The sequence below is a fragment of the Lentibacter sp. XHP0401 genome (assembly GCF_025751535.1).
Taxonomy (GTDB): Bacteria; Pseudomonadota; Alphaproteobacteria; order Rhodobacterales; family Rhodobacteraceae; genus Lentibacter.
The window spans coordinates 1-18,510 of the sequence record NZ_JAOWLC010000002.1 but is presented as its reverse complement, the minus strand read 5'-3'; the positions used below and the strand labels follow the sequence as shown (position 1 = coordinate 18,510).

At 60.3% G+C, this 18,510-nt stretch carries 17 protein-coding genes and 1 riboswitch; of the genes, 4 read left to right on the top strand and 13 right to left on the bottom strand.

Annotation, left to right across the window (positions count from 1 at the left end; genetic code table 11):
• Positions 1 to 3: 3 nt before the first annotated feature.
• The 6 genes from cobF to cbiE are packed head-to-tail and all read right to left on the bottom strand — an operon-like array spanning position 4 to position 5,180.
• The gene (gene cobF, locus OE750_RS02955; RefSeq protein WP_263761234.1) at positions 4 to 771 is read right to left on the bottom strand and encodes a precorrin-6A synthase (deacetylating); all 768 of its coding nucleotides are present in this window, start codon (positions 769 to 771) and stop codon (positions 4 to 6) included.
• Positions 761 to 1,507, bottom strand: coding sequence for a uroporphyrinogen-III C-methyltransferase (gene cobA / locus OE750_RS02950; RefSeq protein WP_263761232.1), 747 nt, complete (start codon positions 1,505 to 1,507; stop codon positions 761 to 763). The genes cobF and cobA overlap by 11 nt, the downstream gene beginning before the upstream one ends.
• Positions 1,504 to 2,850 carry a cobyrinate a,c-diamide synthase gene (locus OE750_RS02945; RefSeq protein ID WP_263761230.1) on the bottom strand — a complete coding sequence of 449 codons (1,347 nt, stop codon included), beginning with the start codon at positions 2,848 to 2,850 and terminating at the stop codon, positions 1,504 to 1,506. Before OE750_RS02945 ends, cobA begins: the two co-directional genes overlap by 4 nt.
• Entirely contained in the window at positions 2,843 to 3,637 is a 795-nt protein-coding gene (gene cobM, locus OE750_RS02940) for a precorrin-4 C(11)-methyltransferase (RefSeq protein WP_263761229.1), read from the bottom strand. Before cobM ends, OE750_RS02945 begins: the two co-directional genes overlap by 8 nt.
• Positions 3,634 to 3,984 (bottom strand): cobalamin biosynthesis protein, encoded by a 351-nt coding sequence (locus OE750_RS02935; protein ID WP_263761228.1) that lies wholly within the window; start codon positions 3,982 to 3,984, stop codon positions 3,634 to 3,636. Before OE750_RS02935 ends, cobM begins: the two co-directional genes overlap by 4 nt.
• Positions 3,981 to 5,180: a precorrin-6y C5,15-methyltransferase (decarboxylating) subunit CbiE gene (gene cbiE, locus OE750_RS02930; protein ID WP_263761227.1), complete on the bottom strand. Its 1,200-nt coding sequence runs from the start codon at positions 5,178 to 5,180 to the stop codon at positions 3,981 to 3,983. Before cbiE ends, OE750_RS02935 begins: the two co-directional genes overlap by 4 nt.
• Here cbiE and OE750_RS02925 point away from each other — a divergent pair.
• Entirely contained in the window at positions 5,179 to 5,934 is a 756-nt protein-coding gene (locus OE750_RS02925; RefSeq protein ID WP_263761226.1) for a cobalt-precorrin-6A reductase, read from the top strand. The genes cbiE and OE750_RS02925 overlap by 2 nt on opposite strands.
• On the opposite strand, the gene cobJ is transcribed toward OE750_RS02925, so the two are convergent.
• Genes cobJ through OE750_RS02890 form a run of 7 tightly spaced genes read right to left on the bottom strand, consistent with a single transcriptional unit; the run spans position 5,907 to position 13,929 of the window.
• Positions 5,907 to 6,659 (bottom strand): precorrin-3B C(17)-methyltransferase, encoded by a 753-nt coding sequence (cobJ, locus tag OE750_RS02920; RefSeq protein ID WP_263761225.1) that lies wholly within the window; start codon positions 6,657 to 6,659, stop codon positions 5,907 to 5,909. The genes OE750_RS02925 and cobJ overlap by 28 nt on opposite strands.
• The gene (cobI, locus tag OE750_RS02915; protein ID WP_263761224.1) at positions 6,656 to 7,384 is read right to left on the bottom strand and encodes a precorrin-2 C(20)-methyltransferase; all 729 of its coding nucleotides are present in this window, start codon (positions 7,382 to 7,384) and stop codon (positions 6,656 to 6,658) included. Before cobI ends, cobJ begins: the two co-directional genes overlap by 4 nt.
• On the bottom strand, positions 7,381 to 8,010 hold the full coding sequence (locus OE750_RS02910) for a precorrin-8X methylmutase (RefSeq protein WP_263761223.1): 630 nt from the start codon (positions 8,008 to 8,010) through the stop codon (positions 7,381 to 7,383). Before OE750_RS02910 ends, cobI begins: the two co-directional genes overlap by 4 nt.
• Before the next feature lie 6 nt (positions 8,011 to 8,016).
• Positions 8,017 to 9,144, bottom strand: a complete 1,128-nt coding sequence (locus OE750_RS02905; RefSeq protein ID WP_263761222.1) for a cobalamin biosynthesis protein CobG — start codon at positions 9,142 to 9,144, stop codon at positions 8,017 to 8,019.
• Positions 9,141 to 12,449, bottom strand: a complete 3,309-nt coding sequence (gene cobN / locus OE750_RS02900; protein WP_263761221.1) for a cobaltochelatase subunit CobN — start codon at positions 12,447 to 12,449, stop codon at positions 9,141 to 9,143. Before cobN ends, OE750_RS02905 begins: the two co-directional genes overlap by 4 nt.
• 6 nt (positions 12,450 to 12,455) lie before the next feature.
• Positions 12,456 to 13,514, bottom strand: a complete 1,059-nt coding sequence (gene cobW, locus OE750_RS02895) for a cobalamin biosynthesis protein CobW (RefSeq protein ID WP_263761220.1) — start codon at positions 13,512 to 13,514, stop codon at positions 12,456 to 12,458.
• A complete protein-coding gene (locus tag OE750_RS02890; RefSeq protein ID WP_263761219.1) occupies positions 13,507 to 13,929 on the bottom strand; it encodes a DUF1636 domain-containing protein in 423 nt (140 codons plus the stop codon). Before OE750_RS02890 ends, cobW begins: the two co-directional genes overlap by 8 nt.
• 92 nt (positions 13,930 to 14,021) lie before the next feature.
• Positions 14,022 to 14,234: riboswitch (cobalamin riboswitch) on the bottom strand.
• A 37-nt stretch (positions 14,235 to 14,271) separates the two neighbouring features.
• On the opposite strand from OE750_RS02890, the gene cobO reads away from it, so the two are divergent.
• From cobO to OE750_RS02875, 3 genes are all read left to right on the top strand, one after another.
• Positions 14,272 to 14,883, top strand: coding sequence for a cob(I)yrinic acid a,c-diamide adenosyltransferase (gene cobO / locus OE750_RS02885; RefSeq protein WP_263761218.1), 612 nt, complete (start codon positions 14,272 to 14,274; stop codon positions 14,881 to 14,883).
• An 18-nt stretch (positions 14,884 to 14,901) separates the two neighbouring features.
• A complete protein-coding gene (locus OE750_RS02880) occupies positions 14,902 to 16,341 on the top strand; it encodes a cobyric acid synthase (RefSeq protein ID WP_263761217.1) in 1,440 nt (479 codons plus the stop codon).
• A 482-nt stretch (positions 16,342 to 16,823) separates the two neighbouring features.
• On the top strand, positions 16,824 to 18,212 hold the full coding sequence (locus OE750_RS02875; RefSeq protein ID WP_263761216.1) for a site-specific integrase: 1,389 nt from the start codon (positions 16,824 to 16,826) through the stop codon (positions 18,210 to 18,212).
• The last annotated feature ends 298 nt before the right edge of the window (positions 18,213 to 18,510 follow it).

The following is an 18,510-nucleotide window of genomic DNA, read 5'->3' as shown; positions in this document are numbered from 1 at the left end:
CTGTCATGAATTGTCAATAAATGGCGCGCGCATCAGATAGCTGTCCATGATCCAGCCGTGTCGTGCGCGCGCGCTCTCGCGCATCGAGACGATCTGCGCGGCGACATCCCCAACACGGCCCTTGGCCAAAATCTGTTCGGGCATTCCGAGAAAAGCGCCCCACCATATTTGCGTGTTCGCTGGCATGCTCTGAAATTCACTGTTCGCATCCAGCATGACAATCAGTGTTTCAGCCCCATCCGGCCAGCCGTGATCCCGCAATCGCCGCCCCGTGGTGATTGTCACCGCGCCGTTGATGGTGTTGAGCGGCAGCGCATGTGCCGCCGTCAAAGCCTGAATCGCTGTGATCCCCGGCACCACACGAAGCTGCGGCGCGGGCATCAACCGCTTGGCGATGCGCAGGGTGCTGTCATAGAGCGACGGGTCACCCCAGACCAGCAGCGCAACAGGGCCTTTCCGGTGCGCCCTTGCCAGAGCCGCTTGCCAGCGCGCGGCAATTTCGTCGTGCCAAAGCATGACACGCTCCTGATATGGCAGGCGCGCATCACGCAGGGGGTAATCAAAGCTGATAGCTTGCGCTTTTGTGCCGCTCTCCGCGAGAATGCGATGGCGCATTGCCGCCAGATCATCCTTGCCTGCGCCCTTGTTTGGCACCAAAATCACAGCCGCGTCCCGCAGGGCCTGCCTGCCCTCCAGCGTCACATGGGCGGGGCTGCCTGTTCCGATCCCCACAAGCCAGAGATCTGAGATGGCACTCGTGTCAGTTGGCATCAGGCTCAAGCCTCCCCTCCGCCTCTGCGAGTGGGCCATACAGGATAAGACCGGCACTATTGCCAACCTCCCGAGACAACTTATCGGCCAGAACGCTGACAGTCGCTCGGGTGATCTTTTGTTCGGGGCGGCTGACATCCTCGGCCAGAATGGCGGGTGTATCGCCCGGCAATCCATGCGCCAGCAATTTGCCCAGCAGCTCGGGGAATGTGCGTTTGCCCATGAAGATCGCAGTCGAGGCCGTCGGGTCAGAGAGTGCAATCAAGTTCACATCTCCGGGCAATTTGCCTGTCACGTCATGCCCGGTGACAAACTGCACCCGTCGCGCCGTATTGCGGCGGGTCAGCGGAATACCAATGGCCGCGGCGGCCGCAACGGCAGACGGAACACCGGGGATGATCTCATAAGGAATCCCCGCATCACGCAGCGCGCCTAGCTCCTCCTCAAGCCGGCCAAACATGCCGCTGTCGCCCGATTTCAGCCTGACAACGCGCTGGTCGATTTTTGCGTAATCCACCAATAGCCGGCTGACATGATCCTGACGCGGCGAGGCCCGCCCTGCCCGCTTGCCAACGCCAATCAGGTCTGCCCCCTCGCGCGCATATTCCAAAATCGGCCCTGCGCTGAGGTCGTCAAACAAGACGGCATCGGCGTGTTTCAGTCGGTCAACCGCCTTTAGCGTCAAAAGCTCCGGATCACCGGGGCCGGAGCCGACAAAACTGACAAATCCGGTCATGCGCTGGCTTCTTCTGCGGTGATCAAGTGAAAGAACGTGCCAGTTGTCTTGCCCCGACGAGAGCCGGTTTCGACAACAGGATTGCCATCAGCGTCAGTCACTTCTGCCAGCGGCGCGTCGGGCTGCTCAAGGATGGTCGAGTAATGAAACTCGTGCCCGAACAGACGCGCACCTGCATCAAAACCGGGCATGCCTGCCGTCAGGCTGACACGGCGATAGCCCAAGTGCAGTTTGCGCTTTTCATAACTGGTCACAAGGCCCAGCAGCCCCGCCATGCGGTGCGATTTACCTTCCTTGTCAATCAGTGCCGCGCCAAGCGCCATATAGCCGCCGCACTCCCCATGCACAGGGCGGGTTTGCGCATGTTTCAGAAGGCCCGCGCGAAACCTCTCGGCGGATGCTATCCGGCCTGCGTGCAATTCAGGGTACCCCCCCGGCAACCAGACAAGATCAGCGCGCTCATCAGGCGCTTCATCTCCAAGGGGGGAAAACGGCATAATTTCAGCACCGGCAGCGCGCCAGCCTTCCACCACATGCGGATAGGCAAAAGAAAACGCCGCATCCTGCGCAAGGGCAATACGCTGGGCTGGTGGTTTGGGCAGATGGGGTGCTGCGGCTGCCGAAGGCGGCCCTTGCGGCTTGGACGCCGCGGCAGCGCGGATGGCGTCGAGATCGACATGCGCGCGTAGAAACTCGGCATAACCGACAATCGCCGCCTCCAGATCAGGGTGTTCTACTGCCTGAATTAAACCCAGATGACGCTCGGGCAGGGTCAGATCACCCCGCCGGGGCAACACCCCCAAGACGGTCAGGCCAGCCTTTTCCATTCCAAGGCTCGCAAGCCGCTCATGGCGCGGTGACGCGACGCGATTGAGGATCACTCCCGCAAAAGGCACGTCGGGGTTATACATCCGGAACCCTAGCGCCGCCGCGGCGGCAGATTGCGCCTGCCCGCTCACATCTACGACAAGCACGACAGGCCAGCCCATCCGCATCGCAGCCTCGGCACTGCTGCCGAAACCGCTTTGTCCGGCCGTTGCCACCCCGTCATAAAGCCCCATCGAGCCTTCAGCGATACAGATATCAGCACCCTGAGACTTTGCGGCAACTTCACCAAGCAGTTTTGGCCCCATCGCCCATGTATCGAGGTTGAACGAAGATCGCCCGCAGGCGGCGCGGTGAAAGGCCGGATCAATATAGTCCGGCCCTGATTTGTAGGGCTGAACTGCCAGGCCGTCTTCGGATAGCGCTCGAAGCAAACCCAGCATAACCGTGGTTTTGCCCGTGCCCGAGGACGGTGCCGAAACCAGCAAGCCCGGCGGTGTATGCTTGAAGTCAATCATCGTTATGGCTCCATCCTGCCCAAGGGCTATCGGCGCTTTGCGGACGATAGCGCCGGTCGTAGTTTTCTGAATAGAGGCAGCTTTCGTCAAACCCCTCGCCTGCAAGTGCCGGGCCTACAAGGATCAGCGCAGTTCGGGTGATATCAGCGCCCACACGCGCCTCGATATCTGACAGCGTGCCGCGAATGATCTGTTGATCAGGCCAGCTGGCGCGATAGACGACAGCCACCGGACACTCCACCCCGTAGGCGGGCATCAGAGCCGCCGTGACAGTCGAAATATTTTGCACCGACAAATGAATGGCGAGGGTGGCACCCGTGGCGGCAAAGTTTGCCAGCGTTTCCCCCTCGGGCATGCTTGACGCGCGCCCCGGCGTGCGCGTCAGCACGACCGATTGCGCCAAGCCCGGCAGCGTCAGCTCGGCTCCCAAGGCGGCGGCGGCAGCAGCAAAGGACGGCACCCCCGGCGTGACCGATACAGGAATATCTAGCCCCCGCAGGCGGCGCATCTGTTCCCCCATCGCCGACCAGACAGAGAGATCACCCGAATGAAGCCGCGCGACATCCTGCCCTGCCTCATGCGCGTTCTGCATATGGCCGATGATGCCATCAAGGCTCAGTGCGGCGGTGTTGATCACCTGCGCGCCCTTAGGGCAATGCTCCAGAATAGCCTCGGGAACCAGTGACCCCGCATAAAGGCAAACAGGGCAAGCTGCGATAATATCGCGCCCGCGCAATGTCAGAAGGTCCGCGGCACCGGGGCCCGCACCAATAAAATGGATGGTCATTTTTTCTCTCCAATTGCGATGGCGCATGTTGCCATTCTGTCGTGGGAAATCTGGCGCGCGCCCAAGAGCCGCGCACCGGGGCCAGCGGCGGCAAGGGCCGCAGCCTCCGCAACACTGCCGGTTCCGTATTGTTTGAGTGAGGCCGGCGAACCCGTCAGCACAGCAGCGGCTTTCAACGCGCAAGCTGATACCGAAACAATAGGCAGGCCCAGTTCAACAAACGGGGTGGCATCCGCTTTGGCGGCCACCGTCGCCACCTTGTCGGGCGTCACATCAAACCGGGCGAGCGCGTCTCGCAGGCTATCAACAGCCGCGTCCTTGCGAAATCCGAAGCCTGCAACAATCATAACGTCACACTCCATTGCACGATCGGGTAGCCCGCCTTCCAGCCGTGTTTCGAGCCCAGCGGGGATGCGCTCGACAATTCAATGCGCATCAGATCGCCGCCGCAGCGCGCTTGTGCCTGAACCAGCAGAACTTCGCTTTCCAATGTCACCGCATTGGCCACCAGCCGCGTGCCTTTTGGCAGGGCGTCTTCAAGCCAGGCGAGCAGGTCTGCCGACAAGCCGCCACCAATAAACACAGTGTCAGGCAAAGCCAGTTGCTCCAGCGCTTGCGGCGCATGGCCTTGCACCAGTTTCAGCCGATCAACCCCGAGGTCCGCCGCATTCGCGACAATCCGCGCCGCTCGTTCGGGGTTTGGCTCAATCGTCGTGGCGCTCAGGCTCGGATCACTCAGCAGCCATTCGATCGCGATAGAACCCGAGCCGCCGCCGATATCCCAAAGGTGTTGAAACGGGCGCGGGGCCAGTGCCGAAAGGGTAAGTGCGCGCACCGGGCGTTTTGTCATGGTGCCATCACTGGTAAACAATGCGTCTGGTCGGCCTGCGGCGAGTGGCACTGCATCGCCCTGCCCCGCCACTTCAATCGCAACACAAACAGGGTGTGTAAACTCTTGGGTGATGTCATCGCCGGCAAGCAAGTTACTGCGCCGCGCCCGGGGGCCACCCAAGGCCTCTAGAACCGAAATATGTGATTGGCCCCAGCCCTGCTCTGCCAGATACTGCGCAATACCGGCAACCGCCGCCCCGTCCCGCAACAGCACGATCAAGCGGGCACCACGTGCCAAAACCGGCCGCAGCCGTGTGAAAGGCGCAGCATGCAGGCCAAAACAATGCGTCTTTTCAAGAGGCCAGCCCATCGCGTTGGCCGCCATCGCAAAGGTTGAGACATTTGGCAGCGCGACCCACTCATGGCGCGACAGGTGGCGCGACACGCTGGTGCCCGCACCAAACCAGAAGGGATCCCCCGAGGCCAGCATGACAACGCGCTGGCCGCGAAACGACAGTAGCTGCTCTATCCCATCGGAAAACGGAACAGGCCACGCGACTTTCTCGGCATCCACCTTTGGCAACAAAGCCAGATGGCGCGCAGCCCCCATAACGATTTGTGCGCGCTCCAAGGCTTTAAGGCTTGCAGAGCACAATCCATCCGCGCCATTTTCGCTCAGACCGACGATGCTCAACCAAGGAGATTTATCCATGCGCCCGAACCCCTTGATCCTTGGTGGTACAACCGAGGCCACGGCCTTGTGCAAAGCGCTTGATGCGGCAGGCCTTGAAGGCACGCTTTCGCTGGCGGGCCGCGTGGCACGCCCGATCAGGCAACCGCTTGCCAGGCGCATCGGCGGTTTTGGCGGTGCCAAAGGGCTTGCCCGATACATCACCGAGCACAAGATCACACATCTGATCGACGCCACGCACCCCTTTGCCGCCCAAATGAGCTTGAACGCAACGCAGGCGAGCAAGGCGGCCAATATTCCGCTGATCGCCCTGACGCGCGCGCCCTGGCGTGCCAACGCAGGCGATAACTGGATAACCGTGCGAGACATTGCCTCGGCCGTCAGCGCGCTGGATGGCCCGGCCGAGCGGATCATGCTGGCTGTCGGGCGCATGCACCTTCAGGAGTTCGCACCGAACCCCCAGCATTTCTATCTGCTGCGCCTTGTTGATGCTCCGGCTGCCGCCTTGCCATTCGCGGATTATGCCGTGGTGACAGACCGTGGGCCTTTTACCGTTGATGGCGATCTGGAGTTGATGCGCACGCATGAGATCACTCGCGTCGTTTCCAAAAACTCCGGCGGCACGGGCGCGCAAGCCAAGCTGCTTGCGGCGCGCAAACTGCGTTTGCCTGTTGTGATGATCGACAGGCCCGCCATGCCCCCGCGCCATGAGGTTTTCGATGTTGCCGCTGTTCTGGAGTGGCTGGGTCATGACAGCACCGAGCGGGGCGTATAGACGATCGGCCCGAGCGCGCGCGGGATAACCCGCGTGTTGGACGCGCCGACGATGACAACCGTGCGCATGTCAGCCATTTCAGGGGTTGCATGCGGCAAGGGCACAACCTGAATGTCTTCGTCAGGCGTTGACACCGCGCGGGCAAATATAACCGGCCGTTCATCATTACAGGCCTGTTGCAATATCTCCAATGTCCGCACGAACCCCTCGGGGCGTGAACGCGAGCGCGGGTTGTAAAAGGCCATGGCGAAATCAGCCTCGACAGCAAGCCGCAACCGCTTTTCGATCAGACTCCACGGTTTGAGATTGTCACTGAGGTTGATGGCGCAGAAATCATGGCCCAGCGGCGCACCGGCCCGCGCCGCCGCCGCAAGCATAGCCGTGATCCCCGGCTGCACTTCGATATCCAGAGCAAGCCAGCTTTCCGGCCCTGCCTCAAGCGCCTCGAACACGGCCGAGGCCATTGCAAAAACGCCCGGATCACCGGAGGAGACAACCACAACCTGCCGCCCTTGCGCCGCCAGTGCAAGCGCGTGGCGCGCGCGGTCAAGCTCAACCCGGTTGTCGCTGGGGTGCAATGTAAGCCCCGCGCGGGGCGCAACACGCGCAACATAGGGAATGTAGCCAATCACGTCACTCGCCTGCGCCAGCGCATCCTGCACCTGTGCTGTGACCATGTCCTGCGCACCCGGCCCAAGACCAACAATGCGAACCCACCCCGTCATGGCCTGCGCCCCTGTCCATGAACAATAATGATCGAGAAATACGGCACCGCGCGGCCCTGAGCTGCCGACAGCTTTTGCACGGTTTGCTCGGGCATGCTGGCATATTCGACCAACCACGCATCGTCAAACTTGCCAGCTGCCTTAAGGGCCGCGCAAACCTTGCCGATGTTGCGGCCGATCTTCATAACCACAAGCGCATCCGTGCTTTTCATCCGTTTGCTCAGCTCTGCTTCACTCAATGTCGCCATCAGCACGGTGAGGATGTCATCCCCCCATGTTATGGGCTCGCCCGTTGCACTCCACGCCGCCGACATCCCTGTCACCGCAGGCACCACCTGCACAGGCACTTGGTCGCGCACCCGCTCGTAGATATGCATGAAAGAGCCGTAAAAAAACGGATCGCCCTCACTGACAACAACAACATCCTTGCCGCTTTGGGCCAGCTTGAGCAAATGCGCGGCACAGTCAGCGTAAAACCCTGACAATCGCCGGTTATACTCGGGGTCCGTCAGCGCGATCTCGGTGGTCACAGGATACTCCATCGGGTATTCGACAACGTCATCGCGCAGCAGCCCTTTGATGATTTTGCGCGCTTGGCCCGTGCGTCCGGCCTTGCGGAAATAGGCCACATACCGCGCCTCTCTCAGCAGGCGGTGGGCGCGCACGGTCATCAGATCAGGGTCCCCCGGGCCAAGGCCAACGCCATGGATCGTGCCCACGCTCATTCTGCGTAACTCGCGATGGCATTTACCGCCGCGACCGTTATTGCACTACCACCAAGCCGCCCCTCGACGATGCAGCATGGCACCGGTTGGTCCGCCCAAAGCGCGTCTTTGCTCTCACGCGCGCCGACAAAGCCGACAGGGCAGCCGATGATCGCTGCAGGACGCGGGCAGTCGGGGTCTTCCAGCATGTTGAGCAGATGAAACAAGGCTGTCGGCGCATTGCCAATGGCCACGAGCGCCCCATCCAAATTCGGACGCCACAGCTCCAGCGCGGCGGCCGAGCGTGTGTTGCCCGTCTGCGCGGCCAGTTTGCGCACGGCGTCATCCCGCAGCGTGCAGATGACGTCGTTATCGGCAGGCAGGCGTGTGCGCGTAACACCTTCGGACACCATATGCGCATCACATAGTATCGGCGCGCCAGCCGCTAATGCAGCACGCGCAGCTGGCGCAAAATCAGGCGACATTCGAACATGTTTCTCAAGCCCGACCATACCTGCGGCGTGGATCATCCGCACGACAATCGGCTCCTCCTCGGCTGTGAAACCGTCCAGCGCCGCTTCGCTGCGGATGATCGAGAAAGATTGCTTGTAGATGGCCGCACCATCCATGACATAACTATAAGGCATCAGGCTCTAGAATTCTCCGGTCAAAAGGTCTGTCGGGCTTAGCCCAGTTCTAACGGGCGTGTCGTTTGCACAGCCGTCTTTCACGAGTGAAAAAGTCCCTTCTTGCGCGATAAGCACAACATCGGCAGGCCGTGCTCGGGCGCAGCCTTTGGCACAGCCCGACACATGCAAACTGCCGCGCATCAAGGGCGCTAGTTGCCGCGCCAACGCGCGAGTTTCTGAAGTAGCCGAGGCGCACAAAGGCGCACCGACACAGGCATCAACCCGCAGCAATGGGTCATGCGGGTCTGTGATAAAGGATGCATCACCGGACATCGCCCCCCCTTCCAGCACCAAGGCGCGCCAAGGCGTCAGCCGCAAACTCTGAACTCCGTCGGAAAGACTTTCCAGAAGCGCTTTCGCGTCAATCTGCCCGAATGGCAAACCGACCAGCGCCCCAAGCGGCACCATACCCACAGTCGGGCGGCGGGCCGGTGCGCGCATCTTTTCCGTGGCCCATTGGTCTGGCAAATGCTCCTGCGCAACAACCGCGGCCATGCGACGGGCCTGCGGAGTGATATGATCCGCCAGCCAGTGCGCCATTTCGATCAAGGCGGGAATTGCTGTCTCCTGCGTCACGGCCCGCCCCTTGGTGCAGCCATCCGCCCGCAAGATCAGACCGGCCTCGCCTTTCTCAATCCGGATGTCGGCAGGGTCTTGCGTCAAAAGTGGCCCCGCATCACTGCAATCAAGGGCAAAACCCACCTTTGCAGGCAGCGCCGGCAAATCACCAAGATGCGCCAAGAGCCTTTCGCTCAGTGTGCTTACAGTATCCCCCTGCGTCCAAAACGGGGCGACCAACAGGTTGCGGCGGCTTTCCATTGCGGGGTCTTTATCCAACAGATCAAGCTCGCCTAAACGCGCCAGAACGGCCTCGTGATCTGACTCGCTTATGCCGCGTATTTGCAGATTGGCGCGGTTGGTCAGATCAATGCAACCCGACCCATACTCCAGCGAGGCAGTGCAAAGTCCCGCCGCCTCCGCAGCACTCACGCGCCCCATACGCGGACGTATGCGCACCACGAACCCGTCCTCTGCCATCATTGGCCGATAGGCGCCGGGACACCACCCTTTGACAACTGGCGCGCGCGTCATTCTGACCGCTCCAGATTTGCAAAAACCGAATTGCGCCGCGTCTGCCACAACCCTGCTTTCAACAGAGCTTCAAAGCGCGCCTGCATCGCCGCATGGGCCTCAGGGTTAGCGTCGCGCAAAAAAACGTCTGTTTCAGGGTCGCCCAAAGTCGCCTCGTGGTAGAGATCGAACAGATGCGGCGACACCGCCCCGGCCAGATGCGCAAAACTTGCCATATGGTCCAGCGTAGCGGCAATTTCGGCGGCGCCGCGAAACCCGTGCTGCTTCATCCCAGCAATCCACGTGGGTTGTGCCGCGCGCGCATGAACAACGCGCCCGATCTCTTCGTTAAGCGCACGGGCGCGCGGGCGCGTGGGGTCGGTATTGTCGACATGAAAGAGCTTCGCCTTGCCGCCAGTGACCTGCTGGGCGGCAGCAAACCCGCCTTCATGTGCAGCATAGTCACTCGCCAGCAACAGATCGGTTTCCGGCAAATCCTGCAAATGGACAAAGCTGTCTGCTGCGGCCACGCGCGCCGCGATCCCTGCGCTGTCTTGCGCGGCATTGTCCCCGTCCAACGCCCAACTGCTGGCTTTCAGCCAAGCTTCGCCCGCCGCGTGCCTGCTGTCTTCGTCGTAGCTGTCCAATGCTGCCCCCATACCAAGGCCAAACTGCCCCGGTGCTGGGCCATAGACCCGCGCAAGGCCCTCGCGGCCAACGAAGGGGTTCCAGTCTGGCGCTTCTTGACGATCTGCCAAAGCACGAATAGCTCGCGCATAAAGCGCAGACAGCGTCGGGAACACATCGCGAAACAGGCCCGACACCCGCAATGTCACATCAATGCGCGGGTGCTCCAGCTCGGCAATCGGCAACACCTCGATGCCCGAGACCCGCTCGGACGCAGCATCCCAGACCGGGCGCACGCCCAGCAGGCATAGCGCCATCGCGAATTCTTCGCCCGCCGTGCGCATGGTGGCCGACCCCCATAAGTCAACAATCACGTTGCGCGGCCAGTCGCCCTCGTCTTGCAAATGACGGCGCAGCAGCTCTTGGGCCAGCACCACCCCCTGCGCATAGGCCGCGCGGGTCGGCACGCCCCGAGGGTCTGTTGTGAAAAGATTGCGCCCAGTTGGCAGCACATCCGAGCGCCCCCGATAAGGAGAGCCCGATGGCCCCGCCGCAATGCGCCGCCCGTCAAGCGCATCCAACAGCGCGCGCTGCTCGCTTTGCACAGAGGCGGCGGTTGCAAAAGGCGCGCCTGCGGCAGGTGCTCTGCCCCAGATGTGCAGGCCTTCGCCAAAGCGGCTTTCCTTGATGTCGCAGACAAAACGGTCGATGCTTGCGATCGCTTCGGCACTGCAACTGGCATCATCCAGACCCAGATCATGCTCAACACCCTGCGCCTGCGCCTCGGTGCGGATATCGCCCTGCAGCCTGTCGCGGCGGCGCGGATCCAGCCCGTCAGCGTTGGAGAACTCGTCCAGCAAAGCCTCAAGATGCCCCAGCCTGTCAGGCGTTTCGCTTTGACGCATCGGCGGGGGGATATGGCCCAAAGTCACAGCACCGATGCGCCGTTTGGCCTGTGCCGCCTCTCCCGGATCGTTGACGATAAACGGGTAGATCACCGGCAAGCTGCCGCTCAGCGCTTCGGGCCAGCATGCTCCCGACAGGGCGACCGATTTGCCCGGCAACCATTCAAGCGTGCCATGGGCCCCGATGTGAACCAGAGCATCACTGCGCTCCTGCGTCCAAAGGTAAAACGCCACATAGGCATGGCGCGGGGTTCGGGACAGATCGTGATAGCTATCCTCCCGCCCCTCAGGCGTGCCACGTTCGGGCTGTAGGGCCACAGTCACCTTGCCATGCGTCGTTGCCGCAAAATGGAACGCTCCATCGCGCAGGTCGGGGTCATCTTCCGGCGCGCCCCACGCCGCACTGATTTCTTCGCGCAGGGCCAAGGGCAGCTTTGTCAGCGCCGCTGTATACGCGGCCAAAGGCCAGCTGATATGCTGCATCGCAAAAGTGCTGGGATCGCACGCACCTGCCCAGCCAGTGTCATAACCCGCTCCGGCAAGGTCCTCCAGAATCGCGGCGGTGGATTGCAGCGCATCCAGCCCCACAGCATGGCCCATATTCCAGTTCTTGCCGGGATAGGTCGACAACACCAGCATGACACGACGCGTTTCGCGGGGGCACGCCGCCAAATCCAACCAGCCCAGAACCCGCCCGCAAATCGCGCTGATCCGCTCGTCATCGGACGCATGGATTGAACGCGAGAATTGCAGGTAATCATCCCGCGCAGCCATGGCTTTGAAAGAGGCAACACCCGCCAGAATGCGCCCGTCCACCTCGGGCAAAACAACATGCATGGCGAGGTCAGCAGGAGACAGGCCGCGCTCGGAACTCGCCCAAGCCTCACGGGTCGATGTGGCCAATGCCACCTGAAAAACCGGAACGTCTGCAGCATCTAGGGGAGAACTGCCATTCGCTCCTATCCCCGAAAACGCCGTCGCATTCACGATCGCGTCAGGGCGATAGTTAGCGATCTGCTCGCGCAGCCAGCTGGCCGCGTCCGGCGCTTTGAGCGAAGGCGCGAACAAGGCGACAACGGCGCAATCGCGCGCTCGAAACTCTGTGAACAAGGCTGTGATCGGTGCAAGATCGGCAGCAACAAGATACGATCTGTAAAACACGATCACAATGCGCGGCACTCCCGCCTGAGCCGCAGAAGAACCCTCAAGCGCGCAAAGCGCGCGAACAGGGCCGGACTCGGGCGTCCATGCACCCACTGGCGGCAAGCCCTTGTCACCCGGAACCGGCCCTGCATAAAGCCCCGCCGCCAATGCCAATTGGGCCAAAACGGCCTGCGCTGCAACTACGCCACCGGTATCGCAAAGATGTGTCAGCCGGCGCAAAGTCGACACCGGCAAGGTCGATATCTCGTCAAGCCTGCTGTCAGCGCGGCCATCCGCAGGCAACACGGCCAGCGCAATACCGTGCGCCTCAGCCAGCGCACGGATTTGTTGCAAACCATAGGGCCAATAAGGGACGCCACCGATGAGCCGGATCAATATACCACGCGCACCGGAGAGCGTTTGCTCCACATAGGTATCAACCGACAGCGGATGTTTCAGCGCAGCAATATTCGCCAACCGCAAGGATGGCAAAAGCCCCTCTTGTCCGCCGCCGCGATGCCAGCCTTCCGCAAAAGCTCCCAAGTCGGAGTCAGACAAGGACAGCACAACCAGATCGGCGGCATCCTGCCCCAGATCTGTCGGCGTCTCGGCCTCGTCCAACCCGTGGCTTTCACGAAAGATGACATGCATGCGCGCTTACTCGGCTGCTTGGCTTTGGGCATTGCCCAAGGCCGCGCGAATAACATCAGGGTTGATGTCGTCATGCTCGGCAATAACCACCAAGCGCCCCTGGCGGGGTTCGGACGCGCTCCAAGGGCGGTCATATTGGTGACGCACGCGCGCACCGACGGCCTGCACCAACAGGCGCATGGGCTTGCCTGTGACTGCTGCATAGCCCTTGATGCGCAAGATATTGTGATCGCGCGCCAGCCCCTCGATAGCCGCGACAAGGGCAGCAGGATCGTCCAGCTCGGGGATGTCGACCACGATGGATTCAAAATCTTCATGCTCATGGTCGTCGTGATCGTCGTGATGACTGGGACGCGCATCGATGTCATCCTCTGCGGCGGCCTCAAGGCCCAGAATAATACGCGGATCAATCGCACCCTCGGCCACTTCGATTACCGGCAACGGGCGTGGTGTTTCAGCTTCGATCATGGCCTTGGCTTTGGCAACGCCGTCAGGGCCAGCCAGATCAGGCTTGGTCAGCAGGATGATATCCGCGCAAGCGATCTGGTCTTCGAATACCTCGGACAGCGGCGTTTCGTGATCAATGCTGTCATCGGCCAGACGCTGCGCATCAACTGCGGCCACATTCGGCGCGAAACGCCCCGCAGCTACAGCCTCGGCATCTGCCAGAGCGATCACCCCGTCAACCGTGATCTTCGAGCGGATATCAGGCCAATCAAACGCCTTGAGCAGTGGTTTGGGCAGTGCCAGACCAGAGGTTTCAATCAGGATATGATCAGGCCGGGGATCCAATGCCATGAGCGCTTCGATGGTTGGAATGAAGTCATCAGCCACGGTGCAGCAAATGCACCCATTGGCCAGCTCAAGAATGTTTTCAGCCGGACAATCAGGAATTGCGCAGCTTTTCAGGATTTCGCCGTCGACACCAACATCGCCAAATTCGTTGACGATCACCGCAAGGCGCTTGCCTCCGGGGTTTTGCATCAAACTGCGGATGAGCGTTGTTTTGCCGGAGCCCAGAAATCCGGTAATCACGGTTACAGGCAGTTTTGCAAGATCAGACATTTTTGACCTCCAGAGGCATGTTTACAGGGGGGATACGCGCGACACAGTTGCGCTTGAAATGCTCGGGGCGGGTGCGCCAGGGGATCAACCCGTCATCAGTTGCGTGATAGCGCGCCGCACCATCGAGGATCATCTCGGGATGATCCGTTTGATCGACATTGGCGAACACATACGTCCACCGATTGTCGCCGCCGCGCAATGCTACGGTGCAGCCGTGATCGCAGTTTTGCAGGCATTCGACAGGAGACACCTCGACGCCGGTTGGCAAATCCAAAGTGCTGATCTGATCAAACAAGGTCTGTCCCGGGCGGCGTTCATCCTCGGGCATGTCCTGGCCGCGACGGCATTTAACACAGACTAAAAGCTGTGTTGCTCCCTTCGGGCTTACGTTTTCGTTTTGTATTTCGGTGGTCATTGTCCTCGGTCCCATTTTCAATGAGACGTGGGTCTGATGACGGGGTCGCGACTGGAAGCCAGCACATACCTCGACACCGGAACACCCCGTCCGGTCTTAGCATTTGCGCTGGCAGGTCTCCCGGCTCACGGAAACTAGGGCGGATACCCTACGATGTCTCTGCCTTCCCAGCTTTTGGCCAGTGGCGATGAGACACCTTGTTTTCCGTTCACGGTCGCGGGGGCGGCTGTGCTTGACCGGAAGACTTCCGGATGCACATTCCCTTTTCACCTGTTTACACAGGCACCAACACTCGGGCACAAAGCCCCAAAGTATGAAACTTGTCAAGAACGAGGAAACCCCATGATCGAAGACATTAATGCGCGCCACGCCGAGAAAATGCGCAAAATCAAACAAGCGCGCGACAAGATGATGCAGTCAAAGACCGAAGAAAAGGGCCTGATCATAGTGCATACTGGCAAAGGCAAGGGCAAATCTTCCTCCGGTTTCGGCATGATCATGCGCTGTATCGCCCATAAAATGCCCTGCGCTGTGGTGCAGTTTATCAAAGGCGACTGGGCCACTGGCGAGAAGATATTGCTGCGCGAACACTTTCAGGATGAGTGCCGATTCTTCGTATCGGGCGAGGGCTTCACTTGGGAAACCCAGGATCGTGAGCGCGATATTGCCGCCGCACAAAACGGTTGGAAGATAGCCAAGGAACAAATCCTTGATCCTGAAATTCAGTTCGTTTTACTGGACGAAATAAACATTGCCCTGCGCAACGACTATCTTGATATAGATGAGGTTGTTGACTTCCTCCTGCACGAGAAGCCTGAGATGACGCATGTCTGCCTGACCGGGCGAAACGCCAAGCCCGAGCTTATCGAAGCCGCTGATCTTGTTACAGAAATGACACTTGTCAAACACCCGTTCCGCGATGGCATCAAAGCCCAGAATGGCGTGGAAATGTAAGCTTTGACCAATGCGCTGATGCTTCAGGGCACGGGCTCCAACGTCGGGAAATCGATGTTGGTGGCTGGGCTGTGCCGCGCCGCACGCCTTCGCGGGTTTTCTGTGGCGCCCTTCAAGCCGCAGAACATGTCAAACAACGCCGCTGTTACATCTGATGGTGGAGAAATAGGCCGCGCACAAGCGCTTCAGGCCCTGGCTTGCGGTGTGCCGCTTCATACCGACATGAACCCTGTCCTGCTCAAACCCGAGAGCGATATTGGCGCGCAAGTCATCGTGCAAGGGCGGCGTTTTGCGACCGCCAAAGCGGGAGAATACTACAAGCTCAAACCAACGTTGATGCCCGCAGTGCTCGAAAGCTTCGAGCGGTTGCGCAACGCCCATGATCTGGTGATCGTCGAAGGTGCGGGCAGTCCGGCCGAAATCAATCTCCGTCATGGCGATATCGCCAACATGGGCTTTGCCGAGGCGGCCGATGTGCCCGTCATCCTGTGTGGGGACATCGACCGTGGCGGCGTCATCGCGCAGATCGTCGGCACGCAAGCGGTGCTTTCCCCCGCTGATGGCGCGCGCATAGCGGGGTTCATCATCAACAAGTTTCGCGGTGATCCAAGGTTGTTTGATGACGGCTATGCGTTGATAGAAAACCAGACCGGCTGGCGCGGTTTCGGCGTCGCACCGTGGTTCGCCGAGGCATGGCGCCTGCCCGCCGAAGATGCGCTGGACATCGCGGAGGCCCCTCAGACTGATGGTTTTCATATCGTTTGCCTGCAGTTTTCACGCATCGCAAATTTTGACGACCTTGACCCGCTCGTTGCCGAACCCGGCTGTCGCGTGACCATACTGCCGCCCGGCCGGCCGATCCCCTGCGACGCTGATCTGGTCATTCTGCCCGGCACGAAATCAACACGCGGCGAGCTGGCTTTTCTGCGGGCTCAAGGCTGGGATATCGATATTCTGGCACACCACCGGCGCGGCGGGCGCATCTTGGGGATTTGCGGCGGATATCAGATGCTTGGGCATAGTGTCGCCGACCCGCACGGCATTGAAGGAGCGCCCGGCACAACACCGGGCCTCGGCCTTCTGGACATCAAAACAACAATGGGCGGTGACAAACACCTGACTGAAGTGACAGCCCATCACGCCGGGCTGAACCTGCCCTTCTCGGGTTATGAAATCCACATTGGCACCAGCGACGGCGCAGACAGATCGCGCCCTTTTGCCCACGTCAATGGACGCACAGAGGGCGCGATTTCCCCCGATGGGCGTGTCTGTGGCAGCTATCTGCACGGCATGTTCAGCGATGACATCTTTCGTAAAGCATGGCTGGGCAAGTCAGGGGCCGCAGGTGGCGCGCACTCATATCAAGGGTCTGTAGAAAGCACCCTCGATGCGCTTGCGGCACATCTTGAAACACACCTCGACGTAGCCGGTCTTCTCTCACACTCTCTCACTTCATGAGTAAGTGTCAGAGAGTTTTTCGATATCTCGTGGAATTGGACCTGTCGCGCATTAGTGAAGTGGTCCGGCAAAACTGGACAGCGTGCTAAGATGTATCCGACATTGAAGACAGAATGCACAAACTAGCCAGAGCCTACAGTGCGCAAAACGATCTGAAGTCCAACTGTATTTGACGACGGACAGAGGTCAGCGATTTGACACGTAAAATAGGATGACTGGCAACACCTCTTGCGGTCTCCGACAACACGCGTCATACATTTGAGGCATATCGCAAGTTTTGATCGCCGAGCCGCTTCAACGAGAACGAAAGCGATATCAATGACTTAACAAAGTTTAACTCCGATCCCTACCGCCGGAGCCATTTTCCAGCAAGTATCTGACATGCATATGAAAATGGCATATCAACCACGGTTGATACACATGCATGATGCACAAGCGATTGTTTTTGCACGACTATACAGGCACTCTTACAGGAGTGACCCATGGCCCTTGCTGCCCACACCGTGCGCCGAACCGCAATTTACTACTGGCGCAGACGACTTCCCACCGCCCTTGGCGGTAAAACCCTTCTCATCAGCTTGCAAACCCCGAATCCGAACGAGGCCCGCCACCTCGCTGCGCTTGTCACGGCAGAGAGCGCACGGGCGTTCCAGGAGATGGCTGATGGCCGCACCGATTATGCCGGGGTCGTCACGCGATTGCGTGGTGTCATCCAGGACGAGTTGGGCGACGCCCTACCCGTCCGGAAACCGCCACAGCGTAAAACAACAACTCAGCCAAGCGTCGAGGCTTATTCAACCTCGACCAAGGCTATCGCCGCCCGCCTGATGGCCCAAAAGCGCAAGGCGGGCATGTCGGAAGCGATGATTTCGCAAATGACCAAAGTGTATGATCTATTCCGCGAAATCACGGGTGTGCAGGACATGCGCCTGCTACGCCAGCCCCATTTAGCCGCATTTGTTGAGGCTTTGGAACAATTGCCACAGAGTTATCGCAAATCTCCAAAGGATCGGGCCAAGCCGATCCGGCAGATCATTGCGGAGAATAGAGGACGTGAGGTCAAAAGTTTGTCGTCGACAACGATCAACCGCAACCTCGACTATCTGGGCCAGCTGTTTACCAAGGCGCGGGCTGAGGGTGTGTCCTCGGTGAACAACCTGGACCTCGGCGCGCTGCGCCAGCGCAAGGCGGTGCGCGAACGCGACGAGCGCCCCGCCTTCACTGTTGACGATCTCCAAGCGGTGTTCAGCCATCCCGTCTGGCACGGTTGGCAGAGCAAGAGACATTGGCAGGAAGCAGGCACGACGCTGGTTCAGGACGGGCTCTACTGGGTGCCGCTGATCGCGGCTCTGACCGGCGCGCGGCGGGAAGAGATCGCAGGCCTGAAAGCGGCAGAGATCACCCTGATCGACGCCCTGCCCGCTCTCATCATCGCGCCCAATGCAAACCGGGGCCTCAAAACGCTAGCAGCAGAACGCGATCTGCCGCTGCATCCGCAACTGATCGCCCTCGGACTGCGTGAGCACGCCGCCCGCCAGATTGCCCACCACGGGCCAGAGGCGGACCTGTTCCCGGACTTGCGCCCTCGCAAGGGCACCGGGTTTGGCGATCAACTGGATTACCGCTTCCGGAAGTTGATCCGGACCCAATTGAACGGCAATCCGGGCGGCAAGGTGTTCCACAGTTTCCGGCATTACGTGGCCACCCAGCTGGGCCGGATGACCGACATTCCGGAGGCCGTCCGGAAGGACATTCTCGGCCATTCCGGGGGCACCATCACAGCAGAGCGTTACAGCGAGACAACCCCACTCGCAGTGAAGCTCCAAGGGATCCGGAAGCTGCCATGGGTGCCGGCCCGGACAGTCGACTAGTCCGGGCTTCCGGGCCGGCCTTTCCTCTCCGCCTTGGCGGAGGCCATGCAAGGCTGGCGTAGCCAGCCGCGCAGTCGGACAGATAATTTTTATCTGTCCGACGGAGCGCCTCCCCGGCGTAAGGGGCAGATGGGGTAGCTTTAGCTACCTACAGTCTGTTGTTGTGGGTAGCTTTCCCAGCTGAAAATCCGGGGAAATGTTAGAGCCCAGATGTATGTACCGGCTGCTGTTCGCAAGTGTTCAATTGCACGTCTTCAGGAAGTCGCTGATATGTATCCGGCCTTTGGATCGGCTTGAG